The sequence below is a fragment of the Paenibacillus sp. GCM10027626 genome (assembly GCF_042676285.1).
Lineage (GTDB): Bacteria > Bacillota > Bacilli > Paenibacillales > Paenibacillaceae > Paenibacillus_Z.
In genome coordinates, this window is the sequence record NZ_JBHTHC010000034.1 from 1 (window position 1) to 24,340 (window position 24,340).

A 24,340-nucleotide genomic window follows, 5' to 3' on the forward strand; every position below is an offset into this window, starting at 1 on the left:
GACGATGTGAAATGTATCGTTCGAGTCTACTCGAACGCCACGTTTAGATGGAAATCTTCCTGAAATTTCAAAAAATCTTCAAAACAGATACGGGGAGCCTTAACATTTGAAATTAATCGACGCTCTCCGTAGATCCGTTATTGGCCTCAAAACGTCACGAAAACCCGGCAAAACCAACAAATAACGGATCGTGTGTCCGCGAAACCTCCGAATGAGCCGGCTTCTACAAAATAACGGATCGTATGTCCGAATGACTCTCAGTTACCCGTTTCTGCGGCAAAATTCGCCATCCCCAGTAAATCGACAGCCTCCGTAGGTTCGCATGCCTCAAAGCACCCTACTGGGTGGCTGCTGCCAATTGGACAAGCTAATGTCATATAAGCTTACACAGATGTTGACGAACAGCAGGTTTGCGGCTATATTTATTTATAAAACCACATGAAGTCACAATAAACCTAAGAGATGGTCAAATTTCTGTGACTATTTATGCGGTGGTTGTCATTATTGATGTTGTTTTGCATAGAATAGAGAGAATATCATCAGAGCTTTAAACCGGTGATTAATTTCAGGGTATGGGTGGTTTTGAGATGTCGCTGTCTTATGAAGAGAGAAAGAAAAAAATATTAGATCAGCTTATCCGGGATGAGAAGGTGCGCGTGCACGGTATGGCGGAGGAACTGGGGGTGTCGGCGGAGACGATCCGGCGCGATCTGGATCGCCTTGATAAAGAAGGGAAGCTGAAGAAGGTATACGGAGGCGCCGTGCGGCATGATTTGCGCGAGCATGCCTTCGAGTATAAGTCGCTGCTTAATGTCGAGGAAAAACAAGAGATTGGGCGAGTTGCAGCTTCGCTCATTGAGGATGGGGACCGGATCTTTATCGGAAGCGGCACGACGCCGTTAGGGATAATCGGTTATTTGAAGGATAAGCGGGACGTCACGATTATTACCCATTCGACACCGGTTATGCGGCTGGCGATGGAGCAGTTTCAGGGCCGGATTATAAGCATTGGCGGCGAGCTGAATGTGACTCAGCAGTCTGCCCGGGGGCCGTTAGCGGAGTGGGCGCTGCAGCAATTAAAGGCGAATAAAGCTTTTATTGCGCCGGGAGGTGTATCGATGACGGATGGCATCACCGATTATGATTTGAACGAAGCGAATATATCGAGAAAAATGATGGAGCGTGCGGATGACGTTATTGTCCTGGCCGATCATACGAAGCTGGGCAAGACGACGTTTGCTCATATCTGTGCATTGAAGGAAGTAAATGTGTTAGTGACTGACAGCGGATGTCCAGAGGAATGGGGGCGCAGCCTTGCAGGGAGCGCGACGACACTTATGATCGCTGAAGAAAGTCAAGTACTCGAATGAAAGAATAGGTGGTAACGGGGCATGAATCAGATTTTTAACCCGGAAGTGTGGCATATCAGTTATACCGAGATGACGATTCGGCTTGTTCTCGCACTTGTACTGGGCGGTCTTATCGGATTGGAAAGAGAGCTTGGCGGTCATTCTGCCGGGTTTCGTACGCATATATTAGTATGTCTTGGTTCTTCAATTATTGTGCTGCTGTCGATGTACGGCTTTGCGGAATTTGCTTCCGAGCCGAATGTACGGCTCGATCCTGCGCGGCTGGCAGCTCAGGTTATTAGTGGAATCGGCTTCCTTGGAGCAGGGACGATTTTGCGGACAGGGCTGACCATTTCCGGCTTGACGACAGCAGCGTCGTTATGGGTCGTAGCTTCAATCGGGCTGGCAGTTGGCGCAGGCTTTTATTATGGGGCGGTAATTGGATCATTGCTGGTGGTGATTAGTTTGTTTTTCTTGAATAAAGCAGAGAAAGCCTTTTCACGGGCAAAGAAACATCGTGAGATTTTGTTTAAAATCGAACAAGGGTCGGCAGGCCTTAATCAATTGGTCGTACAAATGAAAGGCTTCGGCATTCAAATTGATAAGCTTGTCATTGAAAATGAAGAGAGCTCGGATAAAATTGGCGCTGCCAATATTTTGCTCATTCGTATGAGGGTTAAATTGAAAAAAGCAGGCAGCTTCGAAGAAGCGCTTGTCGCTTTATCGTCCGTGGAGGGTGTGCGCGGCCTGGAGACAATTGGAGACAGTTTATAAAACAATAGAGACGCTTCTCATAAGAGGAGCGTTTTTTTTTGAAAATATAAGAAAGTATAAGTTTTACCTTATACTTGGCTTATATTTCTAAGGGAAGAAACTTGCTGCGCCTCAAGGACGGCGTCAGCCGTTTCTTCTTGTCGAAACAAACATTATTATAGACAAAAAAGATAATCTCCTTTAGAATAATGTTACAAACAAACATAATATGTTTGTATAAAACATGTTTTGAAGGAGTGTTCGGGATGTCCGTTACAGCGAGAATGAATCGCATGTTTAGTGCAGAAGGCAAATGCTTTGATGTTGCAATCGATCATGGTTTTTTTAATGAGTATTCTTTTTTGGCTGGAATTGAAGATATGAAAGCGTCGGTGGACACGATCGTGCGCGCCAATCCGGATTGTATTCAGCTCAGTCTGGGGCAAGCCAGACATTTGCAGGAGCTGCCGGGCAAAAACAAGCCAGGCTTGGTGCTGCGCACAGATGCGGCGAATATTTACGGCAATGTGCTGCCGCACTATCTCTTCAGCGAGCTGATCGACCAGGCGATTGAGCATGCGGTGCGAATGGACGCTGTTGCCGTCTGTGTCAACCTGCTGCTGCTGCCGAATCAGCCGGAATTGCATTATCAATGTGTGAAAAACGTCATGAAGCTGAAAACGGAATGTGAAAAATACGGCATGGTGCTGATGGTGGAGCCGCTCGTGATGCTGCCGAACGATGTGAAAGGCGGATATATGGTAGACGGCGATATTACGAAAATTATGCCGCTTGTCCGTCAAGCTGTGGAGCTGGGCGCAGATGTGATTAAAGCAGATCCTTGTGACAATGTGGATGAGTATCATCGCGTGATTGAAATTGCCGGAGGCATTCCTTTATTGGTGCGCGGCGGCGGACGTGCTTCCGACGAAGAGATCGTTAACCGGACTGTGAAGCTGATGGAGCAAGGGGCGGCAGGTATCGTATACGGCCGTAATGTAGTGCAGCATCCGCAGCCGGAGGCGATGACAAGCGCGCTGATGTCGATCGTGCATAAGGGCGCAACGGCTGAGCAGGCACTGGCTATTTTGAACGGGGAAGGAGTCGCGCGATAATGGCGGAGAAAAAAGTGATTCGTTTTGGTGTAATTGGCTGCGGACTGATGGGCAAGGAGTTTGCCAGCGCGGCAGCCCGCTGGTGCCATTTGGCGGATGTTAATTTTTCGCCGCGCATTACAGCGGTCTGTGATGCGAACCCGGCGGCGACGACCTGGTTCAAAGAGGCAGTGCCAAGTGTGGAGCATGTATATACCGACTATAAGGAGCTGCTGGCCAATCCGGAGGTCGATGCCGTGTATTGCGCGGTTCCGCATAATTTGCATGAGCAATTATATGTAGACATTATTCAGGCAGGCAAACATTTGCTTGGTGAAAAGCCTTTCGGTGTTGACCGCGAAGCAAATGCTGCTATTATGAAAGCGATAGCGGAAAATCCGCAAGTAACGGTTCGCTGTTCATCAGAGTTTCCTTTTTTCCCGGGCGCCTATCAAGTAGCTCAGTGGGTGAGGGAAGGAAAGTTTGGCAAAATTATCGAAGTGGAAGCCGGCTTCTGGCATTCCAGCGATCTTGATCCTACCAAGCCGATCAATTGGAAACGCCGCATAGCGACCAATGGCGAGTATGGCTGTATGGGCGACCTTGGCATGCATGTGCTGCATTTGCCGCTGCGATTTGGCTGGAACCCGCAGAGCGTGCGCTCGCTGCTCTCCAAAATTGTCGATGAGCGTCCGGACGGCAAAGGCGGCAGTGTTCCTTGCGAGACATGGGACAACGCGATTCTTGCCTGCGAGGTTGAGACGGAGGATCAGGCCTTCCCGATGGTCTTGTCGATGAAGCGGATTGCGCCGGGTCATGCCAATACGTGGTTCATCCGCATTCAAGGGACGGAGTTTTCGGCCGAGTTTACGACCAAAAATCCGAAGCAAATCAGCTCGCTTCCATATACCGCAGGAGCGGCGCAAGCATGGCATGTGCTGGATGCCCCGTATAAATCGGCATACGGCACAATTACAGGAGGAATTTTCGAGTTCGGGTTCTCGGATTCCATTTTGCAAATGTGGGCTGCATTTTGCGACGAGGTGGCTAATGGCAAGGATGGAATGCAGCAGCCGCTCTGCTGCGCAACGCCGGCGGAAGCGGAAGGCAGTCATAAAGTGTTCACGGCTGCGCTGGAATCGAAACGTACCGGTCAGACGGTAACAGTGAATTGGGGGGAATAGGGTGGCTGTTGTCGGGCACAAGAAGCTTCCATATCCAGCCATTGTAGGCGGTCATATCTGTCTCGACGTCATACCGACCTTGTATGATCGGCAGTCGTCCGGCATGGAGGACATTATCGTGCCGGGCAAGCTGGTCGATATCGGCCCGGCAGTGCTGGCGACGGGGGGCGCCGTTTCCAATACAGGCCTGGCGCTCAATCGTCTCGGCATGCCGGCGCAATTGATGGGCAAGGTCGGCGACGACTGGTTCGGAAGCGCGATCATCGATATTATCCGCAAGCAGGATGCTTCCTTGGCGGAGGGAATGATTGTGGCGCCGGGCGAAGCCAGCTCGTACACAATCGTTATCAATCCTCCCGGCGTCGATCGCACTTTTTTGCATTGCACAGGCGCTAACGATACGTTCGGAACGGACGATTTGAAGTCGGAGCTGCTGCAGGAGGCCGGTTTGTTCCACTTCGGTTACCCGCCGCTGATGCAAAAAATGTATGCGGACGGCGGAGCGGAGCTGGAGACGATGATGGCCGAGGCGAAAAGCGCAGGCGTAACGACATCGCTTGATCTGGCCAAGCCCGATCCGGCCTCGGCAGCAGGGCAAGCAGATTGGCAAAGCATACTGCGTAGAACGCTGCCGCATGTCGATATTTTCCTCCCGAGCTTTGAGGAGGTGCTCTTTATGCTCAAGCGAGAGCTGTATGACCGTCTGGAGCAAGAGCACCAGACAGCGGATTTGCTGCCTTATGCAGATGCAGAGCTGCTGCGTGATATTGCAGAGCAGCTGCTTGGCATGGGGGCAGCGGTCGTCGTGCTGAAATTGGGCGAGTACGGCCTGTATATGCGAACAACCTCCGATATACAGCGGCTCGAGCGGGCAGGCAAATACCGCCCTGCCGATCCGCAGGCGTGGGCCGATCGCGAATTGTATGCGCCGTGCTTCAAAGTGAAAGTAGCCGGCACGACAGGAGCGGGCGATTGTACGATTGCCGGCTTCCTGTCCGGGTGGATGCAGGGACTGCCCCCGGAAGCGGCGCTGATCGGCGCTGTGGCCGTCGGCGCGTGCAATGTGGAGCAGCCGGATGCGACTAGCGGCGTTCAGCCGTGGGAAACCGTGCAGGAGCGAGTGGCAGCCGGCTGGCAGCAGCATCCGCCGAAAAACGCTCTGGCGGCATTCCGGCAGTTGCCGGCCGCCGGCGCAAGCGTATGGCAGGGACCGGCCGACTGCCGGAAAGGGAACGATCATTGATCCTATTACCTTAACTGAGTGAAAGGGAGGAAAGCTGATGCTTAAACGCAGTCAAGTACGGGAGGCGCAGCGGCGCACCGCCGAGCTGTTTGCCAGGGCGGGCATTGTGCTCACGCCGGAGGAGCAGGAAGGAATCGAGGTAGCCTCGTTCGGGCTTAACGATTTGGAGGTACAGGGCTTGCAACTGGTCACGTATGTGAATACGGATCGTTATTGCGCCAAGGAACTGGTGTTATTCCCGCATCAAACATGCCCTGAGCATCTTCACCCGCCAATCGGTACGGAACCGGGCAAGATGGAGACATTCCGCTGCCGCTGGGGTAAGGTGTATCTATACGTGGAAGGGGAGCCTGCTTCGCCAATAAAGGGGCGCGTTCCTGCAGGCAGCGAGCAGTACTACACCGCAATGCATGAGATTGAGCTTCAGCCGGGCGAGCAGTTTACGATTGTGCCAGGCACGCTGCACTGGTTCCAGGCTGGCGAGGACGGGGCGATTGTGTCGGAGTTCTCTACGACCAGCCGCGATGAATTTGATATTTTTACAGATCCGAATATTAAGCGTATGCCGGTAATTGTAGAAGACTAGCGATAGGGAGTCGGTTGATGGTGGAATTGTATGGACGTTCCTGGACAAGGCGCGAGCTGCTCGCCCGGGTCGGAAGATTGGAGCAAATTGGCGGTATTCGGCAGTTTGCGTGTACAGACGGGGCTGAGCGAGGCGTCGAGCTGATTCAGGTTCGCACCGGTGCCGGATTGTCTTACACGGTTTCTCCCACAAAAGGGCTTGATTTGTCGCTTGCTGAATTTGGCGGTATGCCGTTCAGCTGGCAGGCGGCAGGCGGCGATGTGCATCCACAGTATTATGAGGCGCAGGGAACCGGCTGGCTGCGGACCGCCTCAGGCGGGCTGTTGATGACTTGCGGCCTTATGCATGCCGGCTGGCCGGCGGAGCATAGCGGACATGCGCATGGCCTGCACGGACGCGTTCACCATACTCCTGCGAGGCAAGTGATAGCTGAAGGGAAATGGGACGGCGATGATTACGAGATGAAGGTCAGCGGAATCGTCGACGAGACGGCATTATTCGGCGGGCATTTGCGCATGCATCGCGAAATAACGAGCCGTTTGGGAGAAAACACGATTAAATTGACGGATACGGTGGAGAATGCCGGTTTTGAACCGAGCACACATATGATGATGTACCATTTTAATTTTGGCTTTCCCTTGCTGACTGAGGATGCCGAGATTGTAATGCCGCCAGGGACGGTAAAACCGCGCGAGCCGGAAACGCCGCTGGCCGGCTATGATCGGTGGCAGGCGCCTGATCCAAGCTATAGGGAGCGCGTCTATTTTCATCGTCCGGAAGCGCAGGAGGGAGAATGGGTGTCGGCCTATGTCAGACAGCCGAGATTCCCGCAGGCAGATGGACAGCATCGTCCCTTGCGGATGACGCTTAGCTGGAATACAGCGGCGCTTCCGCAGCTGGTACAATGGAAGATGCCGGGCGCCGGAGCGCATGTGCTGGGCATTGAGCCGGCCAATTGCGGCATGGATGGAGCTCCGCCGGACGAAGCGGCGGCGGGCCGGGTTGTGCTGCAGCCGGGCGAGACGGTCCGCTACGAGCTGGAGTTGAAAATCAGCCCGGAATAGCGCAATAATAGAAGAGGCGCCTTCCCGGCGGTTGCTGGATCTAAGCCTCCGGCGCCGGCGGGAGCGCGGCAAATTTTTGAACGGGAACGGAGATCCGAGCATGTCGATCGTATGGAATGCCAGACAGCAGCAAATGTTGGAGCGGCTGGAGGCGGATGGCGAGATCAAAGTAGCCGAGATGAAGGAATTATTCGGCGTTACAGAGATGACGATCCGGCGCGATTTGGAAAAGCTGGAGCAGGCGGGAGCCGTTCGGCGCACGTTCGGCGGTGCAATTTTGGTGGGCAAGGATGTTACGCTGCAGGATCGCTCAGGTGTGCTGACGGATGAGAAAATATGTATCGGGCGCAAGGCGGCGGAGCTTGTACAGCCCGGCGATTCTATATTTATTGACGGCGGCTCGACAACGTTGCAGCTTGCCAGGGCGCTCAAGCCGGGAATGGACATTACGGTCGTGACGAATGCGCTAAATGTTGCCGGCGAACTGATGGAGAAACGAATTCCGACAATTGTGGCCGGCGGCATCATATTGGAATCTACTTCGACCCTTGTAGGGCCGATTGCCTGCGAGACGATTGGCTCAATGGCTTTTAACCGGATCTTTTTAGGAGCTACGGGTGTGTCCGGTGTGCATGGATTCAGCAATTCCAATGTATACGAGGCGGAAATCAAGAAGCTGGCGATCCGCCAGGCGTCTGAAGTTAATATTGTGCTGGATCATTCGAAGTTTGGAGCGAATGTGCTGATCTCCTTTGCGGAGCTGTCCAAGGCGCAGCGGATCATTACCGACCGATTGCCCGATCAAGAGCTGTTGGACGCCTGCCGGGAGGCTGGAATCGAATTGCTGAAATGTTAGAAACAGCTGCTGACAAATATCGTCAGCGGCTTTTTACGATGAATTAATATTTGAATTTTCAGACAAATTATTGACGTGAAGGTTGTCTTCATGCTAAGATTATTCGACACTTTGCAATGAAAGGATATTATGTACGTAGTACAGGTGAAAACAAATGTCGATAAAAAAATCCGATCCTGCAGAGACGTTAACGTTCAAAAATTTGATGGAAAGCGGCATGTCGATTGAAAATGTCCAGTCTCGCATTTTGCGTTTTATTGCGCGCGATCCGGAGGCCGTCTATCACTTCGCCATTGGAACCGACAGTCAGGTTCATAAAAGCGAAACTCGCTTTGTAACGGGAGTCGTTATTCATCGCCTGGGAAAGGGAGCATGGGCCTGTTACCGCGAAGTTAATGTCCCTCGCCGTCTGATGAGCCTCAAGGAGAAGCTATCAATGGAAACGGCGTATTCACAAGAGATTGCCTATTATTTTGCCGAAGAGGCGCGCGACCGGATGGAGCACCTGCTGCTGCCTTATATTTATAAGGGGGCGTCGCTCGAGCTGTTCATCGACATCGATGCCGGGACAATTCCGCTAATCAATGATACTGCACCCTTTGTGCAGGAGATGGTCAGCAGGGTGCGGGCGCTCGGTATTTATAAGGCGCGGGTGAAGCCGGACTCCTATGTTGCTTCTGCCTATGCGAACCGTTATACGAAATAGCTAAAGTGGAAACTGTATCTGTATCAGGATACAGTTTTTTTGTTTTGGGGTTGACAACACAATTTAAATATGTCATATTGATATTATCAAATAGACAATATTGAATGGCGGTGAGAAAATGACAGAGGATACCGAAGCCCGCAATTATCGGGCATCAGATTATCGGACGCCGGATGGAGCGCCAACGGACATTGTCATTTTTACGATAACATCAACAGAGCGATCAGGGATGAAGAAGGCTTTGCCGCAGCGCGAGCTGCAGGTTTTACTAATTAAGCGCAGCCACTGGCCATTTGCCGGGCAGTGGGCTTTGCCTGGCGGGTTTACGAATGAGACGGAGACGGTGCATGAATGCGCGCGGCGGGAATTGCAGGAGGAAACCGGCGTAGACAACGTGCATATTGAATATTTCAACGTCTACAGCAAGCCGCACCGCGATCCGCGCGGCTGGATGATCTCTCATGCTTTTTTTGCGCTCGTCAATGAAGCGGAGCTGGCTGCGATGCAGGCGGCATCGGATGCGGCAGAGGCCAGACTGTTCGCGGTCAATGAGGCTTTAAAGATGGAGCTGGCATTTGACCATAATGAAATTTTGCGGGATGCGCTGGAGCAAATCCGCCACAAGATGATGACGACGACGATTGCCAAAGCGTTTTTGCCAGAGGAATTTACGATTAGCGAGCTGTACCAGATTATTGAAACTGTCGTGCCTGATTTTGCCGAGCGCAACTTCGTCCGCAAAATTACATCTACGCAAAGCCGGCAGGGCATCATCGAAGAAGTGAGGACAGTCACAGGGGAAAGAAAGCTTTCCAATCGTTATTCGCAGCGGGCGGCGCAGCTGTACCGGTTTACGGATTTTACACCCCGATTATCGATTTATGGTTAAATCAATTTTTCGTTTAATAGAGAAGGGAGCAGATGAATGATGAAGGCGTTAATCGTAATTGATTATACAATCGATTTTGTAGTAGGGAAGCTGCCGTGCGGAGAGCCGGCTATTGCCATCGAAGAGCGGATGGCGGAGTTGACCGAGCAATATGTGCAGCAAGCAGATTTTGTCGTCATGGCGGTCGACCTGCATCATGAGGATGACGTCAATCACCCGGAGAGCCGATTGTTTCCGCCGCATAACGTGCAAGGAACTGATGGCAGGAAGCTGTACGGGAAGCTGAATGAGGTGTATGAAAAGTATCGGCAAGCCATTTACTGGATGGATAAAACGCGCTACAGCGCTTTTTGCGGAACGGATCTGGAGCTTCAGCTGCGGGCGCGGGGAATTACCGAGATTCATCTGATCGGAGTATGCACCGATATATGCGTGCTTCACACTGCGGTGGAAGCGTACAATAAGGGCTTTAAAATTGTCATTCATGAAGATGCTGTCGCCTCGTTTAATGAAGCGGCTCATCAAATCGCTTTGGAGCATTTTACAAATGTGCTTGGCGCAGAGGTCGTCAGACAGAACCGGGGGGAACAGCAATGATGAATATGGCGCTTCATACCGATAAATATCAAATCAATATGATGTATGCACACTGGGTGCAGGGGACGATGGATCAAAAAGCGGTCTTCGAAGTCTATTTTCGCAAGCTGCCCTTTGACGGAGGATATGCCGTATTCGCCGGTTTGGAGCGTGTAGTCGATTATATCCGGACGCTCCGCTTCGGGGAGGAGGAAATTGCCTACCTGCGGGAGCAGGAGGAACGGTATGACGAAGCATTTTTGGAGGAACTGCGCAAGTTCCGCTTTACTGGCGATCTCTATGCAGTATCGGAAGGAACGGTTGTCTTCCCTAACGAGCCGCTTATACGGGTGCATGCCCGTATTTTCGAGGCTCAATTGATTGAGACTGCGCTGTTGAACTTCGTCAACTTCCAGACGCTGATTGCTACTAAGGCAGCGCGAATCAAGCAAGTTGCTCCGGATGATATATTGATGGAATTTGGCACGCGCCGCGCGCAGGAAGCAGACGCTGCCGTATGGGGAGCGCGCTCCGCTTATTTGGCCGGCTTCGATGCAACCTCGAATATGAGGGCAGGGATGATGTTCGGCATTCCGACAAAGGGAACGCATGCCCATGCCTGGGTGCAGAGCCATGATAGCGAGCTGGAAGCTTTCGAGCAGTATGCCGAGGCGCTGCCTGACGGCGTAACGCTGCTGGTCGATACGTACGATACACTGAAAAGCGGTGTCGCTCATGCGATTCAAGTAGCGAAACAGCTCGAAGCCAAGGGCAAGCGAATGCAGGCGATTCGCCTCGATAGCGGCGATTTGGCTTACTTATCGAAGAAGGCCCGCAAAATGCTGGATGAAGCGGGGCTTGACTATGTGAAAATTGTTGCCTCGAATGATCTGGACGAATATATAATGTTCAACCTGAAGGCGCAAGGGGCGAAAATTGACAGCTGGGGAGTTGGCACGAAGCTGATTACGGCATCCGACCAGCCGGCGCTTGGCGGTGTATACAAATTAGTGGCGAGAGAACAAAATGGCGAGCTGGTGCCGGTTATTAAAATATCGGGCAACCCGGAAAAGGTATCGACACCGGGAATGAAGGAAGTCTATCGCATTGTCAACCGCAAGACCGGCAAAGCAGAGGCTGATTATGTCGCATTGCTGGAGGAGACCGAAGTAAAAAATGGGGAGCCGCTCACTTTGTTTGATCCGGTTCATCCGTATTTAAAAAAGAAAATAGACGATTATATCGCTTTGCCGCTTATGCAGCCGATATTTGCCGGGGGAGAGCTGGTAGCGGAGCTGCCGGACCTCGAAGCGATCCGTGAGCATCATAAGCAGCAATGGGAGCTCTTTTGGCCGGAATATGTACGCAAGCTGAATCCGGAAACGTATCCCGTTGATCTTAGTTTAACGGCATGGCAGCAAAAGATGGATTTGATCGCACGTCATAAAGTGTAGAAATCGGTCAGTAAATTTTCGTTCCGAAAAATTGGATTTAAAGGATATAGTTGTAGAAAATTGTTGTTCGATATACAATGAGGATGACGACAAATAGCGAAAGACAGATGAGGAAGGAAGAATGGTTGTGAATGAGCAGCAGGCTGAACGTATGCAGCAGCTGGAGGAAGACAATGAGAGATTGCGCGCTGAGAACGAACGCCTGAAGCAGGATATTGCCAAGCTGCGCAATGCGCTGCGCGTTCGAATGGATCATCCGATGGCGACGAGACTGAGAGATGCGCTGCGGGAATGAGCCGCGAAGGATAAAATGATTTTCATTCATTTACGATATGGAAAGCTCGTCAAAAAAACGCTACAATAATGTAATAGTCTAACATTCGAGGTGAGCTCATGTCTGAACAACAATCCATTTCTAACGAAAACGAAGCACAGGGCACTAAGAAAGTTTCGTTGGCCGAGGCGGTTAAGCAGAAGCTGGCGCAAAAGAAGCAGGAACAAAACGCCGGCGGCAAACAGAAGTTTGGTCCCGGCGGGAATCAGCCTGTTATGAAAAGCCAGAATACAAAAAAGGTAAACAACCAGCGCAAGAAGATGGGGGTTTAGCTTGCTACTGGAACCGGAGACAGTCTGTCTCCGGTTTCTGGGTATTCGCGCGATTGTAAAGAACATCTAGAGGGTTACTCAGTATGGAAGAAGTGAGGTTTACGCTATGCTGAAATTAAGGGCATTATCCGGCGTTGGTGCTACGGAGCGTCATGCGCTCATTATACTAAACAGCTACGAACGGTTGTTGGGACGGCCATTAATTGAACTGGAAGAAGGTGCGGATGCGGCGGAAGCGCTGTTCGAATCGCCGGTCGTCTTATTATCGCACGGTACAGAGGCTGATCCTGTGCTGAATTATGGCAACCGGGCGGCACTGGGACTATGGGAAACGGATTGGGAGACGTTTACAAGTATGCCATCGCGCCTTACGGCTGAGCCGATGCTGCGGGAGGAACGGGAACAGTTTCTCCGTGCTGTATCTGAACGCGGCTATATCGATACGTATCAGGGGATACGCATTTCCTGCCAAGGTACGCGCTTTCAAATCCAGGACGCATTGGTCTTCAACTTGACGGATGAAGATGGCCGCTACTATGGACAGGCCGCAGCGTTTGCTTACTTCTCGCCAGTATAAGCAGCTATGGAGCGAGAGAAGCTTACTTTAGGGAAAGGAGGTATAGGAAAACAGCAATTGCCGACGCAAGCTGTAAGACTGACCAGTGATGTAACAACAATGCTCAAGGAGGGAATTGCTGTTCGATTGTCGCCAAGTTGTTGGCGTGATCAATTTTTGCCGTTTTTCTTAATCCATTTGCGATACATATGCAAGCTGTCGCGCAAATAACGGCTTTCTTCTTCCGTCAGCCTTTCGCGGAATGAACCGCTGAAGCTGCGGTCAGAAGCCGTATCATAGCGAACGTTGCGCCCGACCAATTCATCAAGACTGACTGCAAATAAGTCGGCAATACGAATAAGGGTATGGAGATCAGGTTCATTTATATTGTTCTCGTACTGAGAAATAGTCGACTTAGCCATGTTGAGAAAGCCGGCAAGCTGTTCCTGAGTCATACCATGGCTTTTGCGCAGCTGACGCAAGTGTTGACCGATCATAGTTATCAACTCTTTTGGCGAAATGATTGGATAATTCTATTTGATTGTACATGGCTTCCAGGGCGAAAACCGGCCTTGATCGCCAGTATTCACGATACGTGTTATTATTTGTTGAAATTTGCGGGTTTATAATGATACAATAAGTTCATGAATCATGAACTACATCACTGACAAATACACGGTATATTGGAGAAAGGAAGTCAGTTGTGATTGCGACAACGATTGATCCACGTTTGCTGCTTATTGTCGGGCTGCTTGCAATTGGCACTTTAGTCGTGCTTGATCTTAGGTGGCGTTCCCGGGTGCGCAATATTCATTCCTGGTTGGAGGAAGCTGAGCGCAATATGGAGATGGCGGGTGACGCGCTGCCGGATGAATGTACCAGGCAAATAACGACGTTATCAGCTTACTGTCTGGACAAGCCTGACGTGTACAGGGACAGCCGGTTCGGTCAAAATCCGTTAACCTTGCATGTTGGCGGATCTATGTTTGCCTTGATTGGCGGAGGAAGCCTGTTATTAAAATGCGCCGCCGAACAGGCGAAGTATTACCGTGAAAAATTTCCGGCCGTCACGCCTGGGTATCAGCTTGGGGCAGAAGAATGGAACACGGTTCGCTGCAATGGGTCGATTCCGGAAGCTGAGCTAAAGAATATGATTGATCATGCCTACGCTCTCGTATGCAAGGATCAATCCGTGCAGCAGCAGACAGGCGGCCAAAGAAGCCGGAGTGAATAGAGGGATTATTGATGCAGCAGCAGCAGCTTGAAAAGTATGGCTTGACTAAACCAGGAGCTTGGGAGGATTACCCATTTGGCCCGGAACCGCTTGTTTTGAAGACAGGAAGTAAAATGTTCGCACTCCTGACGGAAGAGAGTGTATCTCTCAAATGCGATCCAGTCATTGCCGAAAGCTTGCGCGAGCAGCATAAGGCGATTACGCCCGGGTATCACTTGAATAAAAAGCATTGGAACTCGATCGCACTTGACGGCTCGCTATCGCTGGAAGAGCTGCAAGCGATGATGGATCACTCCTATGAGCTGGTGTTTCGTTCCTTGACCAAAGCCGAGCGGGAGAAAATTAGCGAAGCTAAATAAGGGATAAGAAAACGCCGCGCCTCATGATTTTGAGCGCGGCGTTTTTTTCAAAGCGGCGGGCACCAGCCTGGCGGGTAGGCGCAAATTTCCTCGGCGAAAGGCGGATCCAGCTTTGCCAGCTCGACAAAGTAGCTGCTTAAAGCGTGATTGCCGCTCACAGAGCCTGCCTTGAAATTCAGCTCGGCTTCATTTTTCACATGCATATAGTGGTAGATTTTGGATGATTTTGGCGGCTGATAGATAAGAGGGGGCAGATGAGTCACGAGATCATTTTGGTTGGCAATGCGGACCGATGTGGAAATTTGATTGGAAAAAGAACGGGCAAAGGTCGGGTCTCCCACGCGGGGGGAGGCAAACGTATAGACAACGATCTCATTATGAGGCCGATTGAAGGAAATATCGTAAGCGGCAAGGGCAGCCAGCGCGGCACCGAGACTATGCCCTGTCACGAATAGCGGCTTGTGCTGAGGGACTCGCTCAAGCAGCATAAAGAGGCGATCCCGGGCGGTCATATAAATATCGGTGAAGCCGCGGTGCGTCATGCTGCCATTGTCAACCGGCTTGAAGGGGATCTGTTGGGCGATAAAGTCGGAGATCCATTCAACGGCCGTACTTGTGCCCCGAAAGGCGAGAATGATAGCGCGGTCAGATTCCAGCACGAAGCCGAACGGCTCCCCGATGCCGTCAATAGCCGCAGCAGTAAATGTACCGACTGTACGATAGGTTGGCGGAACGAGAAACCATTCATCACCGGTATCGTGTTGTTTATACGTTTGGCTGCATATAGCCGCAAGGAAAATTGCAGTCTGGATGTCCATATTGCTTGGTTTATTCATATCCGGTGCCTCCTACTAGCGAGCAATCTGCTTTCATTCTATGCTGCGGTAGGCGCCGATGTTTTAGATTTTTTTCGGCCCGGTGTGGGCTATATGTTCGTGATCAAAAGACGACTTTTTGAACAACCTCTATACAAAAAAAGAGATTAAACCTTGCCGGTGTCTCGGGTGGACTAACCAACAGGCTTATCTCTTCGGAATTTTGTTTTTTTGCGTGCAGAGCTGGAGGAGCGTTTGCGCTTTTGCTTCCGCTTCGCTCTATGGCTTTTTAGCAGATCGCCTGTCCAGCCTTTATGCCACAGCCACCAATAAATCACTGCTGTAATCAGGAGGACACTGAGGCTTATTACGGCAAAGCCCCAAGGCTCATGTGTCCAGGGAAGCAGATTGAAATTCATGCCCCAAAAAGCGCCGGCAACGGTAGCAGGCATAAACAAGGCGGTAAAAATCGTCAGCGTCTTCATAATGTCATTGCCGCGGAAACTGGATATCGCATCGTCCATCGCCAGCAGTGTATCGATTTCCATGGCGTAGTGTGCAAGCAATGCCCCTATACGGTCTAATTTATGAGCCAGCCGCTGGTATTCAGCTGAATCCGGCAGCAGCTCCAGAAAAGCTTCCTTGGCCGCGCCTTGTATTTCCTGTATCGGTAAAAAGAGATGATTCCAATGCAGCAGGTCGTAGCGCCGGTCAAAAATAAGATTCATAATCCCGCTCTGATTGTGAACATGCATCGCCTGCTCAAGCTCTCCAAGACTGGACTCGAAGCGGTCAAGTCCGGCATGCATTTGCTCCAGTACGCAGCTCAAGACAATGAAAAAGGCCTCCGGCGCTGTGTGGCAGCGCTCGAGCTTGTCCTGCCAAGGCTCAGACTGCAGCTGTATAGATAATCGCATATCGCTGTGGAGGGTAACTAATTTCTCTTGCGTTACCCAGTAATGAAGCTTAGCAATATCGCGCTGATCCTCCGATGCCTGAAAAAGCAAAGTGCCGTACATAACGGGAGATCCGCCGGGCAGTTCGGAGACTTGAATATAGTTATGCTCATGCTGTCCCGCTTTTTCCAGCCATCTTCGCAGTTCGGGATGAGCCCGCTTGAATTCGGCAAATGACGAAGCGGAGTCGCGGTCGTCTTCCAGCGGCAAGGATGACAGTGACAAATCGGCATCGGGCCGGTTCAACCCGGGTGCAGAGCGCCTGGAGCGGCGGGGAGCAGGGGCTGCTGGCGTACGTGTGCGATTGCGGCGGCTTAAGCCCTCTGTTGCCAGCCGCTGCTGGTGAAGCATATGCCACTCCCAGCGGGAAGGAAAACGCAGCATCCGATGGATCATATCCAAGGTTCCTCCTGTTTGTAATGTGAAGCTAGCGGCAAAATGTCCGATCTCATCTAAATTCGCTGCTTCCATCATAACGCGAACGGGCCTCTTTCACAACCTTCGCGGTTTGATTCTGCAGAAAAGAGGGCATACCAACTAGTATCATCGCTTGCTCAACAAAACTGCAGCGGATCTGCTTTAATGATGGAGGGATTATATAGTGGCTGTCAAACTGGCGATTTTTACGAAGGAGCAGCAGGCAATTCAGGCGATTCATGAGCTTGAGCAAAAGGGGGCGGCACCTGGCGAGATTCATGTGTTTGCCCGGGACCGGGAGCATTCAAGACGCATTGAGGTTGAGACGGATGTCCATGCTGACGAAATGCAGGAATTTATGGACACCCGTGCAGATTCAACTTCGCTGCCAATGATAGCTGTTATGCCGACCGGTGTAACCAGCGGGAGTGTCGGATTTGTAAGCGCAGGAGCCGGATACGGCGGCTTATTTCCAGGCTTGTGGACTGGAAATGATAACAGCGCAATCGAGGATACTTTGCAAGCGCTTGGCCTGGAGGGCACGCTTGCGGCGCAATGCCAGGCGGCGATCGCCGAGGGGGCTGTTGTAGTCGCATTGGGAGTCGGAGACGGCAGCGCCGATTCGGGAGCAGCAGGGGCGGCAGAAGGTATTTTCCGCCGCTGCGGTGCGGAACAGATTATTTTGCAGTAATGAAGTTGAAGGTCAGCCGCTCTATCTGCCGCGGAGGCTTTCGAATCGCCGCGGCGAGTATAGGGCAGGCGAACTGGAGCAGCCGGGCTGTTAAGTACGCAGGCTAATCTTCTGGCTGAAGGCATGCAGCTTCTCGGCATATTCCTCTATCCGGTCTTCGACTCTTAAAGACGGACCCGATATGCTCATCGCGCCCAATAAGGAGCCGTCGCGCTTGAAGACCGGGACCCCGACACACTTAATTCCAAACTCGTGCTCCATGTTATCTATGCTATAGCCTCTTTTGCGGGTAAGCTCCAATTCGTCAAGCAAGGCGCTCCGATCCGTGATCGTATTTGGCGTATGTCTTTGCATGCTTTGCTCGCTTATGGCTCTTATAGCTTGGTCAGGCGGCAAAAAAGCAAGAATCGCTTTGCCGATGGAAGTGCAGTACATTTCTGCTGTTTCGCCTACCATTGAGCGCGCGCTAAAGGAATTGACCGGATATACGCCTTCCAGATACATAATTCGCGCTCCCTTAGGCACCGCAAAATAAACAACCTCGTTTACCTCTCCCGACAATGCACTCATAGGCGGGTGGATCGCATTGTGCAGTCCTAAATTAGAGTTGATGATGTAGGACAGCTCCAAAATTTTTGTCCCCAGGCGGTATTTGCCGTTTTCCTCGTTCCTTTCAATGTAGCCGCATTGCTCGAAAGTCGAAATGATGTTGTGTACATTGCTTTTGTATAAGCCAAGTCGTTCACTAATTTCTGAGATTCCCAATTCCGGCGTTGACACGGAGAAGCATTCCAAAATATCGAGTGCTTTTTTCAGTGTTTTTACTTTTACTTCCTCAGACATAGCAGACTTCCTTTCCACGAAATGCAAATTACAAAAGTTGGGCAAAACCGAATCTATATTTTGTTGCTTCGTTCTCTATTATAGAACATAAGTCTAATATTAAGCAATTGTTCTTTCTTAAAATGCTATAAATTTGCATTTTAAACGCAAAATACGGATTTACATTCTAAAAATCCTGTGCTAAGATGATTTTGCGATCGCATAATATAGAATACCGTTCTAAATATTAGAACAACCGAAAGGTGGAGCAGCATGAAGAGCATCCACAGCGGCATTTGGCCGACGATGGTGACTCCCTTTACGAAAAACAAAGAAATTGACTATCTTGCTGTAGAGAAGCTGATTGACTTTTATCATCAGCGCGGAGTTGCAGGCATATTTGCCGTTTGCCAATCCAGTGAGATGTTTCAACTCGATTTGGAAGAGAAAAAAAGTCTGGCAAAGTTTATTGTGCAGAAGGTTCCGGACGGGATGCAAGTCATTGTCTCAGGCCATACGGCAGAGGAATTAGATGAGCAGGTTCGAGAAGCAGAAGAAATCATGTGTCCCGGAACAGATGCTTATGTGATTTTGCCCAACCGGTTTGCGGCGCCTGATGAGTCGGATGATGTTTTAATTGAAAAAATGGAAGCGTTTTTACGCCGCTTTCCAGACGTTCCGCTCGGCATTTATGAATGTCCGTATCCGTATAAAAGGCTGCTGACGCCCAAAGTGCTCCGCGCATGTGCAGCATCCAAACGTTTCTTGTTTATTAAAGATACGTGCTGCAGCTTGGAGCAAATAGCCGAAAAGTTGCAAATTATTAAAGGAAGCGGCATTAAGTTATTTAATGCCAACAGCGCTACTTTGTTAGAGAGTCTTAAGCTGGGAGCAGACGGGTACAGTGGGGTGATGGCCAATTTTCATCCAGAGCTGTATGCATGGCTCTACCACAATTTCCGGTCTGAGCCGGAAAAGGCGGAAAAACTGCAACAGTTTCTAGGGAGCGGTTCATTGGCGGAGTATCAATACTATCCGGTAAATGCCAAATACAACTTGTCGCTGCAAGGTGTTCCGATGGAAATTAGCAGCAGGGTGCTGGAAGAGGAACTGTTTACGGAATCGAAACGCAAAGAGATCGCTCAGTTGAATGAGCTTTCGGCGATGATAAGAGGAGGTCTATATGGGGATGAAGAAAAATGGAAGCCGATTTATGATGACGCTGGGCTTATCCGGCGTAATGATGTTTAGCTTGCTGACTGGCTGCAGTAAAAGCGAGGAGCTAGGCAATGCCGGCAATACTCCGCTGAAGGAAGTTGACGGCTTGGCTGACGGCGGAATGACGAATCTTGAAGGCTACCCGATTACAAAAGAGCCGATTACGATCAAAGCGGTTATACCGTATAACGCTCTGCGCCCTAATATGGATACGACTGAAATTTGGAAGTATGTTGCTGAAAAGACCAATATCAATGTGGAAGTAGAAGTGTTGAAGGATGCGGAAAAGATCGATTTGATGTTTGCAAGCAATGACTTTCCGGATTTAATTATGGGCGTCGGCATGAATCCCAACCAGATGACCTCTGCCATTGAGGGCGGCGAATTTGTGGAAATGAAGCCTTTGATTGAAAAATATGCGCCAACCTGGAACCGTTTTATGGAGGAACAGAAGCTTGTTTATAACGGCTCATTAGCCGCAAACGGCAAATTATATGGCTTGCCGTACATCGATTTTGCTCCGTTTGACCGCAATCTGCGCGATCAATGGATTATTATGGATTCCTGGCTGAAAGAACTGAAGCTGCCGATTCCCAAAACAACCGAAGAGTTCAAAAATACATTGAAAGCGATTAAAGATAATGCCGGAAAAGGCTCGATTCCAAGTGATGTGATTCCCTATTATTTCTCCTTCGATAATTATGTCGGCGGGCAGATCGATATTTATGGAAGCTTCGGGGTATATATTACGAACGCAGATTATTTATATGTAGCTAATGGCGTCGTAAAAGATCAGTCCACTAATCCATTGATTAAAGAGCCGTTAAAATACTTGCGCGAGTTGTATCAAATGGGATTGATTCCGCCTGAAGTATTCACGGATGATTGGAACACCTATGCTTCAAAAATCAGCTCTATCCCTCCAATTGTAGGCTCCTATCATTCCTATGCGAATAGGCAGCCGGAGCTTGGAACGGCAATGGGGCCACTGGACAGCGGGAACGGCCAGAAGCCGTTCATTAGAAGTCAGGCTTATGTAGCAGGTCCTGCCAATACAGCCGTTATTACGAAAAATAATAAGTATCCTGTAGCGACAGTTCGTTTGATGGAGGCGATTGCGACGGATCTTGAGCTTGAACTGACCGTGAGCAGAGGGGTTAAAGGAACGCTCTGGGATTTTGACAATGAAGGCAAGGCTTATCAGCTTTTCTGGGAGGAATCTCCGGACAAGATGACAGCAAACAGCGGCAAGCTGGGCTTGCATAACTCCTTTGTTGCGCTGAAGGATCAGGACTTCTACGCAAACAAGTGGAAAGAACTTTCTTATGATCAGAAAAACACCAGAGCTTGGGCTTATGAGCATGTGTATAAAGACGCTGTGATGCCGAATGAGATGGTATATGTAGAGGGTGCGCTGGATGCGGACGATGTAAGCATGGTGAATCAGTACAGAACAGATCTTACAAATTACCGCAAAGCGGTGTTCGCTGATTTTATTACGGGCAAGCAGGATATTGACGCGCAGTGGGATGCTTATGTGAAGCAAATGCATAATCTGGGCTTGGAGAAATTCGTCGAGCTGAGGCAGAAGGCGTACGATTTGATGGTGAAATAAAGGAAGGGGCAGTGATCGGGTGAAGGGAAAACCCTTAAGCTTCAGAATCTGGCAAAGCCGGCAGCTATATCTTTTTCTTCTACCTGCCATTGTAATGGTCATCATTTTTAATTATTTGCCGATGTACGGCGTTACGATTGCTTTTAAAGATTTTAAACCGCATTTGGGCATTATCGACAGCCCGTGGGCGGGACTGAAATATTTTGACCGTTTCTTCTCCATGCCCATGTTTACCGTTATTCTGAAAAATACGCTGCTTATTAGCTTCTACATGCTGATCGCAGGCTTCCCGCTGCCTATTCTTCTGGCATTGGCGCTTAACAGTACAAGGAATCAACGATTGAAGAAGCTTGTGCAAACCGTTACTTACGCCCCGCATTTCATCTCTATCGTCATTATTGTCGGGATGGTTAATATCTTTTTCTCGCCTTCGATGGGGATTATCAAAAATCTATTAAATGCAGTAGGGCTGTTCGAAGGCAATCTTGATGTGCTGATGAAAGCCTCCAGTTTTCCGCATTTATATGTTTGGAGCGGTGTTTGGCAGGGGCTTGGCTGGAGCAGCATTATTTATCTCGGTGCCTTGTCCAGTGTCGATCAATCGATGCATGAAGCGGCCATTATTGACGGCGCAAGCAAATTTCAACGCGTGATGAAGATTGACCTGCCGACCATTTTGCCGACAATTGTCATCTTGCTCATTTTGGAATCGGGTACGATTATGAACGTAGGCTTCGAAAAAGCATTTCTAATGCAAAACTCGTTCAATTTGAGCACAAGCGAGATTATTAATACCTATGTATTCAAAATCGGGATTAGGGAAGGGCAATACAGTCTTTCTGCTGCCATAGGCTTATTCAACTCCTGCATTAATTTTATTATGATTCTCTTGGTGAACCAGATCAGCAGAAGACTGGGCCAAGAATCGCTATGGTAGAGGAGGGGAAGGACCGTGCGCCAAGCGATTAAGCAATCCAGGCAGGATAGACTTTATGATTGGTTCAACTATGCGATTTTAACGGTACTGCTGTTAATCGTAGCTTATCCGCTATACTTTGTCGTTATCGCTTCATTTAGCGATCCGAAGCTGGTTGCTACCGGAAGGGTGCTTTTTTGGCCGCAAAGTATTGATTTTAAAGGCTATATGGAGGTGTTGAATTATTCCCCGATTTGGATCGGTTATCGCAATACCTTGATTTATACAACGTTATTTACCGCATTGTCGGTCATGACGAGCCTGCTTGCGGGATATGCGCTATCCCGCAAGGCTTTCCCGGGAAAAGTGCTTATTACAGCCTTTTTATTGTTTACGATGTTTTTCAATGGCGGTTTAATACCAACCTATTTGCTTATGAAGGAAATCGGCTTATATGGCAGCCCGGCCATTATCGTTTTGCTTGGAGCTGTCAACATCACCAATATCATTATCAGCAGAACCTTTATCAAGTCTACAATTCCTGATGAATTGTTCGAGGCCGCGAGCATCGACGGCTGCAGCCACTTTTCCTTCTTTTTCCGGATTGCCTTGCCGGTTTCAAAAGCGCTTATAGCTGTGCTTGTGCTGTTTGCCGCTGTAAGCCAATGGAATTCATGGTTCAATGCGATGATCTATTTGCGGGATCAGAATGTTATGCCGCTGCAGATGGTGCTGCGCGATTTGATTGTCAATCAATCGGCGATGAGTATGGCCTCCGACAGTGCGAATATGGGGGGAGACGCCGCAGCTCAAATCTATTTGGTGGAAGCGATGCGCTATGCTGTTATTATCGTTTCGACCTTGCCGATTATGTGTGTATACCCGTTTGTGCAAAAGTATTTTGTTAAAGGCGTTATGATTGGATCAGTAAAAGGATAAGGGAGTGGCAGCAATGAGAGGATACAATGGATGGAGTTATCGGCCTTACAGCCCGTATGATCAAATTGAAAAACGTTTTTTGCCGTATATTTGCCGCGTAGCGCCTGGCGAAGCAGCGATTGAACTGGAATGGTTTGATGCGTCAGCGGATGACGGCGGTCACCAGCTTTATTTCCGCAAATATAAAACGGACGACGAGTTTATAAAGCAAGAGCTTACGGCGCCAACCTGTACGATCGAGCAATTAGAACCTGACTGCGATTACGAGTTTTATGTTGCCCGCGCTGACGGAAGCGGCAGCAGTGATGTCAGGCTGGCGAGGACAGGCAAACCTGTTGGCACTGTGGTCAATTATCTGCATCCCGATGATGAATGCTATGCCTATTCCGGCCGCAGCTTGTGCAGTCCGTCTATTGTAAAGCTGCCTTCGGGGGCGCTGCTCGCTTCGATGGATGTGTTTGCCTTACAAGCGCCGCAAAATTTAACGTTAATTTATCGTTCTGATGATAATGGCGAGCATTGGCATTTTGTAACCGAGTTGTTTCCTTGCTTCTGGGGCAAGCTGTTCTATCATCGCGATGCGCTGTATATGCTTGCCACCGCAACGGAGTACGGCGATCTGTTAATTGGAAAATCGGCAGATGAGGGAAAGACATGGTCTGCGCCTGTTACAATCATGACCGGGGCAGGAAGCTGGGGCGGCAGAGGGCCGCATAAAGCGCCAATGCCGGTCACCCAGTTGGAAAACAGATTGTATACCGCTATTGACTATGGCTCATGGTCAACCGGCGGACATCGCAGCGGCTTAATTTCGATTGATGCCGATGCCGATTTAATGGTTGCTGAAAACTGGGTTTGCACAGGTTTCCTGCCTTATGATGATTCATGGGAAGGCGCGGCTCCGAAAGGAAAATCAGGCGGAGGTCTTGAGGGCAATGCCGTTGCCGGTCCTGACGGTGAAATTTATAATGTGCTGCGGTACCAAATGGAGGATTATGGAAAAGCATTGGTGCTGAAAGGGAATAAAAACCGTCCCGAGGAGCCGCTGCAATTCCACAGCTTTGCCGATTTTAACGGCGGCAGCAATGCGAAATTCGATCTGCTCTATGACGAGCCATCCGGGGCATATTGGGCGATTGTTAACGAGATTGTGGATGAAAAGACGCCTACTCAGCGCAATGTACTCTCGCTTGCCGTCTCCCGGGACATGCAGCATTTTAAAATTGTCAACAGGCTGCTGGATTACCGTCATGAAAATCCGGCTGATGTCGGCTTCCAGTATGTCAGCTTTTTATTCGACGGCGACGATATTTTATATTTGTGCCGTACGGGGTTCAATCAAGCGAAAAATATGCATGACGCGAACTACTCGACCTTCCATCGCATTGAGCGGTTCAGACAATATTTGCCTAAGGAATAGCAGGGGGAGCGGCAGAAAGCAT

27 protein-coding genes are annotated in these 24,340 nt (G+C 50.0%); 23 read left to right on the forward strand and 4 right to left on the reverse strand.

Annotated features, from left to right (window positions below; translation table 11 throughout):
* Positions 1 to 587: 587 nt before the first annotated feature.
* The 15 genes from ACFQ0N_RS35475 (at position 588) to ACFQ0N_RS35545 (ending at position 12,937) form a co-directional block, all read left to right on the forward strand.
* Positions 588 to 1,370, forward strand: coding sequence for a DeoR/GlpR family DNA-binding transcription regulator (locus tag ACFQ0N_RS35475; protein WP_379334851.1), 783 nt, complete (start codon positions 588 to 590; stop codon positions 1,368 to 1,370).
* 21 nt (positions 1,371 to 1,391) lie between these two features.
* Positions 1,392 to 2,123, forward strand: a complete 732-nt coding sequence (locus ACFQ0N_RS35480; RefSeq protein WP_379334852.1) for an MgtC/SapB family protein — start codon at positions 1,392 to 1,394, stop codon at positions 2,121 to 2,123.
* A 245-nt stretch (positions 2,124 to 2,368) separates the two neighbouring features.
* The gene (locus ACFQ0N_RS35485) at positions 2,369 to 3,217 is read left to right on the forward strand and encodes a class I fructose-bisphosphate aldolase (RefSeq protein ID WP_379334853.1); all 849 of its coding nucleotides are present in this window, start codon (positions 2,369 to 2,371) and stop codon (positions 3,215 to 3,217) included.
* Positions 3,217 to 4,380: a Gfo/Idh/MocA family protein gene (locus ACFQ0N_RS35490; protein WP_379334854.1), complete on the forward strand. Its 1,164-nt coding sequence runs from the start codon at positions 3,217 to 3,219 to the stop codon at positions 4,378 to 4,380. The genes ACFQ0N_RS35485 and ACFQ0N_RS35490 overlap by 1 nt, the downstream gene beginning before the upstream one ends.
* A gap of 1 nt (position 4,381) precedes the next feature.
* Entirely contained in the window at positions 4,382 to 5,623 is a 1,242-nt protein-coding gene (locus ACFQ0N_RS35495) for a carbohydrate kinase family protein (RefSeq protein ID WP_379334855.1), read from the forward strand.
* A 37-nt stretch (positions 5,624 to 5,660) separates the two neighbouring features.
* Positions 5,661 to 6,209 carry a D-lyxose/D-mannose family sugar isomerase gene (locus ACFQ0N_RS35500; RefSeq protein WP_379334856.1) on the forward strand — a complete coding sequence of 183 codons (549 nt, stop codon included), beginning with the start codon at positions 5,661 to 5,663 and terminating at the stop codon, positions 6,207 to 6,209.
* 17 nt (positions 6,210 to 6,226) lie between these two features.
* The gene (locus ACFQ0N_RS35505; protein WP_379334857.1) at positions 6,227 to 7,273 is read left to right on the forward strand and encodes an aldose 1-epimerase family protein; all 1,047 of its coding nucleotides are present in this window, start codon (positions 6,227 to 6,229) and stop codon (positions 7,271 to 7,273) included.
* 100 nt (positions 7,274 to 7,373) lie between these two features.
* Positions 7,374 to 8,129 carry a DeoR/GlpR family DNA-binding transcription regulator gene (locus tag ACFQ0N_RS35510; protein WP_379334858.1) on the forward strand — a complete coding sequence of 252 codons (756 nt, stop codon included), beginning with the start codon at positions 7,374 to 7,376 and terminating at the stop codon, positions 8,127 to 8,129.
* A 154-nt stretch (positions 8,130 to 8,283) separates the two neighbouring features.
* Positions 8,284 to 8,835, forward strand: coding sequence for a ribonuclease H-like YkuK family protein (locus tag ACFQ0N_RS35515; protein ID WP_379334859.1), 552 nt, complete (start codon positions 8,284 to 8,286; stop codon positions 8,833 to 8,835).
* Between the two features lie 118 nt (positions 8,836 to 8,953).
* Complete coding sequence (locus ACFQ0N_RS35520; RefSeq protein ID WP_379334860.1) at positions 8,954 to 9,724, forward strand: NUDIX hydrolase; 771 nt, start codon at positions 8,954 to 8,956, stop codon at positions 9,722 to 9,724.
* A gap of 39 nt (positions 9,725 to 9,763) precedes the next feature.
* Positions 9,764 to 10,321, forward strand: coding sequence for a cysteine hydrolase family protein (locus tag ACFQ0N_RS35525; protein ID WP_379334913.1), 558 nt, complete (start codon positions 9,764 to 9,766; stop codon positions 10,319 to 10,321).
* Positions 10,318 to 11,754 carry a nicotinate phosphoribosyltransferase gene (locus ACFQ0N_RS35530; RefSeq protein WP_379334861.1) on the forward strand — a complete coding sequence of 479 codons (1,437 nt, stop codon included), beginning with the start codon at positions 10,318 to 10,320 and terminating at the stop codon, positions 11,752 to 11,754. Before ACFQ0N_RS35525 ends, ACFQ0N_RS35530 begins: the two co-directional genes overlap by 4 nt.
* Positions 11,755 to 11,875: 121 nt before the next feature.
* Positions 11,876 to 12,049 carry a hypothetical protein gene (locus ACFQ0N_RS35535; protein WP_379334862.1) on the forward strand — a complete coding sequence of 58 codons (174 nt, stop codon included), beginning with the start codon at positions 11,876 to 11,878 and terminating at the stop codon, positions 12,047 to 12,049.
* 98 nt (positions 12,050 to 12,147) lie between these two features.
* Positions 12,148 to 12,360 carry a hypothetical protein gene (locus ACFQ0N_RS35540; RefSeq protein WP_379334863.1) on the forward strand — a complete coding sequence of 71 codons (213 nt, stop codon included), beginning with the start codon at positions 12,148 to 12,150 and terminating at the stop codon, positions 12,358 to 12,360.
* A gap of 106 nt (positions 12,361 to 12,466) precedes the next feature.
* On the forward strand, positions 12,467 to 12,937 hold the full coding sequence (locus ACFQ0N_RS35545) for an MEKHLA domain-containing protein (RefSeq protein ID WP_379334864.1): 471 nt from the start codon (positions 12,467 to 12,469) through the stop codon (positions 12,935 to 12,937).
* A 149-nt stretch (positions 12,938 to 13,086) separates the two neighbouring features.
* On the opposite strand, the gene ACFQ0N_RS35550 is transcribed toward ACFQ0N_RS35545, so the two are convergent.
* Positions 13,087 to 13,413: a helix-turn-helix domain-containing protein gene (locus tag ACFQ0N_RS35550; RefSeq protein WP_379334865.1), complete on the reverse strand. Its 327-nt coding sequence runs from the start codon at positions 13,411 to 13,413 to the stop codon at positions 13,087 to 13,089.
* A gap of 206 nt (positions 13,414 to 13,619) precedes the next feature.
* On the opposite strand from ACFQ0N_RS35550, the gene ACFQ0N_RS35555 reads away from it, so the two are divergent.
* The gene (locus ACFQ0N_RS35555) at positions 13,620 to 14,150 is read left to right on the forward strand and encodes an MmcQ/YjbR family DNA-binding protein (protein ID WP_379334866.1); all 531 of its coding nucleotides are present in this window, start codon (positions 13,620 to 13,622) and stop codon (positions 14,148 to 14,150) included.
* An 11-nt stretch (positions 14,151 to 14,161) separates the two neighbouring features.
* Positions 14,162 to 14,509, forward strand: coding sequence for an MmcQ/YjbR family DNA-binding protein (locus tag ACFQ0N_RS35560; protein WP_379334867.1), 348 nt, complete (start codon positions 14,162 to 14,164; stop codon positions 14,507 to 14,509).
* A gap of 47 nt (positions 14,510 to 14,556) precedes the next feature.
* Here the strand turns inward: ACFQ0N_RS35560 and ACFQ0N_RS35565 are convergent, their stop codons facing one another.
* The gene (locus ACFQ0N_RS35565) at positions 14,557 to 15,345 is read right to left on the reverse strand and encodes a lipase family protein (protein WP_379334868.1); all 789 of its coding nucleotides are present in this window, start codon (positions 15,343 to 15,345) and stop codon (positions 14,557 to 14,559) included.
* Between the two features lie 173 nt (positions 15,346 to 15,518).
* Positions 15,519 to 16,676, reverse strand: coding sequence for a magnesium transporter CorA family protein (locus tag ACFQ0N_RS35570; RefSeq protein ID WP_379334869.1), 1,158 nt, complete (start codon positions 16,674 to 16,676; stop codon positions 15,519 to 15,521).
* Between the two features lie 205 nt (positions 16,677 to 16,881).
* On the opposite strand from ACFQ0N_RS35570, the gene ACFQ0N_RS35575 reads away from it, so the two are divergent.
* Positions 16,882 to 17,388, forward strand: a complete 507-nt coding sequence (locus tag ACFQ0N_RS35575) for a hypothetical protein (RefSeq protein WP_379334870.1) — start codon at positions 16,882 to 16,884, stop codon at positions 17,386 to 17,388.
* Positions 17,389 to 17,478: 90 nt separating this feature from the next.
* Here ACFQ0N_RS35575 and ACFQ0N_RS35580 read toward each other — a convergent pair whose 3' ends face one another.
* A complete protein-coding gene (locus ACFQ0N_RS35580) occupies positions 17,479 to 18,231 on the reverse strand; it encodes an IclR family transcriptional regulator (protein ID WP_379334871.1) in 753 nt (250 codons plus the stop codon).
* A 252-nt stretch (positions 18,232 to 18,483) separates the two neighbouring features.
* Between ACFQ0N_RS35580 and ACFQ0N_RS35585 the strand changes: the two genes are divergently transcribed.
* Genes ACFQ0N_RS35585 through ACFQ0N_RS35605 form a run of 5 tightly spaced genes read left to right on the forward strand, consistent with a single transcriptional unit; the run spans position 18,484 to position 24,318 of the window.
* Entirely contained in the window at positions 18,484 to 19,461 is a 978-nt protein-coding gene (locus ACFQ0N_RS35585; protein WP_379334872.1) for a dihydrodipicolinate synthase family protein, read from the forward strand.
* Complete coding sequence (locus tag ACFQ0N_RS35590) at positions 19,400 to 21,043, forward strand: type 2 periplasmic-binding domain-containing protein (protein ID WP_379334873.1); 1,644 nt, start codon at positions 19,400 to 19,402, stop codon at positions 21,041 to 21,043. Before ACFQ0N_RS35585 ends, ACFQ0N_RS35590 begins: the two co-directional genes overlap by 62 nt.
* Positions 21,044 to 21,062: 19 nt before the next feature.
* The gene (locus ACFQ0N_RS35595; RefSeq protein WP_379334874.1) at positions 21,063 to 21,980 is read left to right on the forward strand and encodes an ABC transporter permease; all 918 of its coding nucleotides are present in this window, start codon (positions 21,063 to 21,065) and stop codon (positions 21,978 to 21,980) included.
* A 15-nt stretch (positions 21,981 to 21,995) separates the two neighbouring features.
* On the forward strand, positions 21,996 to 22,898 hold the full coding sequence (locus ACFQ0N_RS35600) for a carbohydrate ABC transporter permease (protein WP_379334875.1): 903 nt from the start codon (positions 21,996 to 21,998) through the stop codon (positions 22,896 to 22,898).
* A gap of 13 nt (positions 22,899 to 22,911) precedes the next feature.
* Positions 22,912 to 24,318: a sialidase family protein gene (locus tag ACFQ0N_RS35605; protein WP_379334876.1), complete on the forward strand. Its 1,407-nt coding sequence runs from the start codon at positions 22,912 to 22,914 to the stop codon at positions 24,316 to 24,318.
* The last annotated feature ends 22 nt before the right edge of the window (positions 24,319 to 24,340 follow it).